The organism is Streptomyces sp. NPDC056161 (assembly GCF_042268025.1).
Lineage (GTDB): Bacteria > Actinomycetota > Actinomycetes > Streptomycetales > Streptomycetaceae > Streptomyces.
Genome location: NZ_JBHJUV010000133.1, coordinates 1 through 4286, shown reverse-complemented (window position 1 = coordinate 4286; position 4286 = coordinate 1). Strand labels below are relative to the sequence as shown.

The following is a 4286-nucleotide window of genomic DNA, read 5'->3' as shown; positions in this document are numbered from 1 at the left end:
GGGGGCCGCCCCGGTCGCCCGGACCGGCCCCCGCGGGGAGGCTTTGCCTCCCTGGACCGGGAGGCCACCGCTTCAGGTGTGGTCGGCTACTGCATCACTGCCATGGCGAGCGCACGGCGGGCACGCAGCGAGGCGCGCTCAGCCCGGCGCTGCATCCGCCGGGCGGTCGCCAGGCGCAGGGCCCGGCGCTCCCGGTCGGCATCGTGCAGCCGGTCGTGCATATGCGCACGAGCCAGGGCTTCTGGGATGAGTTGCATCTCTCGGGTCCTGTTCTGACGCGAGTCGATCGCGCCGGTGGTGGTGAAATCCGGGGTCGCGAAGCCAGTGGGCTCGCTGGTTGACGGCTTCATCGGGGCCTGTTTCTTGGGGTCGTGCGTGACGGGGCGGTCGATGGTTCCCAGGACGTTCATGCCGTGACCGGGTTCTTGCGCGGACGGCCACGGGGCCGCTTCCGGGCGACGACGACACCCTGGACGAACAGCTCGCCACCCCAGACGCCCCAGGGCTCACGCCGCTCCTTGGCCCCGGCGAGGCATGCCTCGATCAGCGGGCAGGTACGGCAGAGAGACTTGGCGTACTCGACGTCCGCCGGCGACTCCGCGAAGAAGACCTCGGGGTCGTAGGAACGGCAGGGGACGGGTACGCCGAGGTTCTCGATGGCGTCGTCGAGCGCGGTGAGCGCAGTGAGCGGGATCAAGGCGGAGTCCTCCGTGGGGACGGGCGGGGGGATCATTTCTGAAGGCGGTACGGACGGGGCGTGCGCTTCGAGTTGCACGGTTCGTCTTCCTCGTCTGGTCGGTCCGGTCTGGTTGACCGGGTTTCGGCTTGGTACCGGGTTCTTTTCCTGTCCCGAGGCCCCTTCGCCCGTCGTCCCCGTTCGGGGAAAACAGAAGGGCCGCGGATCCCGGATGGGGTTCCGCGGCCCTGAAGGCGCCGGCCTGATCGATCAGGCTGGATCACTCCAGGGTTCTGGCCCACGGAAGGCCCACATCAGGTGGTGCTGTGTCGTCTGCTTCCGGAATCCGGCACCGGCCGCTGCAAAGGCATAGACCTGCGCCTGTGCCACGACTGCTTCCAGTGCCTTGGTCGGTCGCTCATTGCGCTCATTGGCGGGGAGACCCGCGAGAGACACGGAGGACGCCGGACGTGCGGCACGAATGCCGGACAGACCGGTGGCCAGGGTTGAGGCGCCGAGCATGCACGAGGAGACGGTCGAGCGATCGGTCAGTTTGACCGCGCTGACGGAATCGACACTGGTGCTGATGTTGATGCTGATCACTGGACTCGCCTCCTCTCGGCGTCTCGGGGGACTGGGGTGAGCCAGTCCGCTCAGATATGCAAGTAGAACACGGAATCAGTGCCTCCGAGAAGGCCGCTGCTTCCGTGCCTAGAACCTATGGGGATTGCCGGGCCATGCGCAAACTGTTTTTTCGACGAGTTCGGATCAGTCGTGTCCGCCTTCTTCCCCGACACTCCGGCCTGCGCAGATGGCCAGAACCTCGGCTCCGTAGAGCTTGAGCTTGCGGGCCCGGACGCCGGGGATCCGGGACAGCTCGGGATAGTCGTCGGGCACGGACTCGGCGATGGCCATCAGTGTCTTGTCGGTGAACACGCAGAAGTCCGGCTGGCCGGTACGCAGTGCCTGCTCCGCACGCCACTCGCGCAGCCGCTCGTAGATGCCCTCGTCCATGTCGGACGGGCAGTCGTCGCAGCGCATCAGTTTCATCTCGCCGGCGTCGGTGAGCGTGCGGCCGCAGACCCGGCACCGGGCCGGGGTGCGCTGAGTGCGCCGGGGCACGGGCGCGGCGCCCGTCACCGTGCCCCGCTCGATGCCGCCCGGGGCGCGGCCCGCCGAACGGCCGACCGTGGCCGCTGAACCGGGGCGCAGGCCGTCGAGGAACCGGCTCGGTCTGCGGCTGGGGCGACCGCCGGGGGACCGGGCGAGCGACCAGGAGACATGCAGCCGCTCCCGCGCGCGGGTCACCCCCACATAGAGGAGCCGTCGCTCCTCCTCGACCTGTTCGTCGGTCTTGGCGTAGCTGATCGGCATCATTCCCTCGGCGACGCCGACCAGGAAGACGACGTCCCATTCCAGCCCTTTGGCCGAGTGCAATGAGGCGAGGGTGACGCCCTGGACGGTCGGGGCGTGCTGGGCGTTCGCCCGTTCGTCGAGTTCCGCCACGAAGTCGCCCAGGGTGGCGCCTTTGCGTGCGGCCGCGAAGTCGTGCGCCAGGCCGACCAGGGCCGCCAAGGATTCCCAGCGCTCCCGGACCGCTCCGGAGCCGGCCGGGGGCTCGGTGGTCCAGCCGTCCACCGACAGCACCGCGCGCACCTGGGAGGGCAGGTCGACGACGTCGTCCAGCAGCGCGTCGTTGCCGCCGAAGCGGGCCGCGCCGCGCAGTGCGATGCCCGCCTTGCGCACCTCGGGGCGGTCGAAGAACCGCTCGGCACCGCGCAACTGGTAGGGCACCCCGGCGTCGGCGAGGGCCTGCTCGTAGGTCTCGGACTGGGAGTTCGTACGGAACAGGATCGCGATCTCGGCGGCCGGGACCCCACCGTCGATGAGTTCACGGATGCGGCGGGCCGCGCCCTCGGCCTCGGTGGGCTCGTCCACGTACTCGGTGTAGACCGGCTCGGGGCCCGCGGTCCGCTGGGAGACCAGCTCCAGGCGGTGGTCGGCGGCCCGGCCGTGGGCCTGCGCGAGCAGGCCGTTGGCCAGGTGCACGACTTGGGGGGTGGAGCGGTAGTCCCGGACCAGCTTGACGACGGTGGCGCCGGGGTGGCGGACCCGGAAGTCGAGGAGGTGATCAGGGGTCGCCCCCGTGAACGAGTAGATCGTCTGGCTGGCGTCGCCGACCACGCACAGGCTGTCCCTGGTGCCCAGCCACAGCTCCAGCAGCCGTTGCTGGAGGGGGCTGACGTCCTGGTACTCGTCGACGACGAAGTGCTGGTACTGGGCGCGGACCTGCTCGGCGACGTCGTGCCGGTCCTGAAGGATCGCGACCGTCAGCAGCAGGACGTCCTCGAAGTCGATGACCGAGCGGTCCCGCTTGAGGTCCTCGTACACCGAGTAGATCTGGGCGATCTCGGCCGCGTCGCGGGGGGTCTCACGGCCGGCCTTGACGACGGCGAGCGGGTAGTCGCCGGGGATGGTCTGGGTGACCTTGGACCATTCGATCTCGGCGGTGACATCGCGCAGCTCGCCGCGGTCGAGGCGGATGCGGCAGGCGGCGGCCGCGTCCGCGACGAGCTGGATCTTGCGGTCGACGAGCCGGGGCATGGCACCGCCGATCGCCTTCGGCCAGAAGAACTGGAGCTGACGGAGCGCGGCGGAGTGAAAGGTGCGGGCCTGGACACCCTGCGCGCCCAGTTGGCGCAGGCGGCCGCGCATCTCGCCGGCGGCACGGTTGGTGAAGGTGACCGCGAGCACGGTGGACGGCTGGAGGATGCCCGCCCGTACTCCGTAGGCGATGCGATGGGTGATCGCCCGTGTCTTGCCCGTGCCGGCCCCGGCCAGCACGCACACCGGGCCGTGCAGGGCGGTGGCCACCTCGCGCTGCTCGGGGTCGAGCCCTTCGAGCACCGCGTCGGCCGAGTCCGGTGCCTGCGGGAAGAGGGTGGAGTGCGTTGCTGCTGTCACACGGCCATGCTGCCAGGTCGCCGGTGACGCCTGTGGCGGTTGTCCACAGGCAGACCCTCGCAGTCGTATTAATGCGGCCGGCGTCCCGTTCTGCGGCAGGTGGCACCTGTGCGGCAGGCATCGGGTCGGTTCGTGAGGCACATCGATACGGCACGTTGCGCGGTGGTCGATGGGCCACTTCGCCGCCCGCGTCGATGCTGTCCGTTGCCCACGTCGATGCGGCACGTCGGTGAGCCACTTCGACGCCGCAGGGGCCGTGTCCGGACGTATACCCCCGGCGGGAATGCCGGCCCGATGGCGTACGTTGCTCCAGCGGACGACCTTCCCCGAGTTGTCAGAGGAGCGCGAGCGAGATGCAGGGCACTGTGACGATGTACAGCACGACCTGGTGCGGATACTGCCGTCGGCTGAAGAGCCAGATGGACCGGGAGGGCATCGCGTACACCGAGATCAACATCGAGCAGGACCCCGAGTCCGCCGCGTTCGTGGAGAAGGCGAACGGCGGCAACCAGACCGTGCCGACCGTCCTGTTCGCCGACGGTTCGACGCTGACGAACCCGTCGCTGGCCCAGGTGAAGCAGAAGATCAGCGCCTGACCAGCCCCGTACGACGTGCAAGGGGTGGTGGTCCCGGCCGGGACCACCAC

The 4286-nt window shown here is 69.7% G+C and carries 5 protein-coding genes; 1 reads left to right on the top strand and 4 read right to left on the bottom strand.

Annotated features, from left to right (window positions below):
* Positions 1-86: 86 nt before the first annotated feature.
* The 4 genes from ACFC09_RS45805 to ACFC09_RS45790 all read right to left on the bottom strand — a co-directional run bounded on the left by ACFC09_RS45805 (position 87) and on the right by ACFC09_RS45790 (position 3640).
* Positions 87-410, bottom strand: coding sequence for a hypothetical protein (locus ACFC09_RS45805; RefSeq protein WP_376539113.1), 324 nt, complete (start codon positions 408-410; stop codon positions 87-89).
* Positions 407-775 (bottom strand): WhiB family transcriptional regulator, encoded by a 369-nt coding sequence (locus ACFC09_RS45800; protein ID WP_376539111.1) that lies wholly within the window; start codon positions 773-775, stop codon positions 407-409. The genes ACFC09_RS45805 and ACFC09_RS45800 overlap by 4 nt, the downstream gene beginning before the upstream one ends.
* Before the next feature lie 171 nt (positions 776-946).
* Entirely contained in the window at positions 947-1279 is a 333-nt protein-coding gene (locus ACFC09_RS45795) for a hypothetical protein (RefSeq protein WP_376539109.1), read from the bottom strand.
* Between the two features lie 165 nt (positions 1280-1444).
* The gene (locus ACFC09_RS45790) at positions 1445-3640 is read right to left on the bottom strand and encodes an ATP-dependent DNA helicase UvrD2 (RefSeq protein ID WP_376539107.1); all 2196 of its coding nucleotides are present in this window, start codon (positions 3638-3640) and stop codon (positions 1445-1447) included.
* A gap of 353 nt (positions 3641-3993) precedes the next feature.
* Here ACFC09_RS45790 and ACFC09_RS45785 point away from each other — a divergent pair, with 353 nt between their 5' ends.
* Positions 3994-4236, top strand: coding sequence for a mycoredoxin (locus ACFC09_RS45785; RefSeq protein WP_361449847.1), 243 nt, complete (start codon positions 3994-3996; stop codon positions 4234-4236).
* Positions 4237-4286 lie beyond the last annotated feature (50 nt).

Coding starts and splice junctions, on each gene's coding strand:
- ACFC09_RS45785 (WP_361449847.1), top strand. CDS start 3,994: ATGCAGGGCACTGTGACGATGTACAGCACGACCTGGTGCGGATACTGC.
- ACFC09_RS45805 (WP_376539113.1), bottom strand. CDS start 410: ATGAACGTCCTGGGAACCATCGACCGCCCCGTCACGCACGACCCCAAG.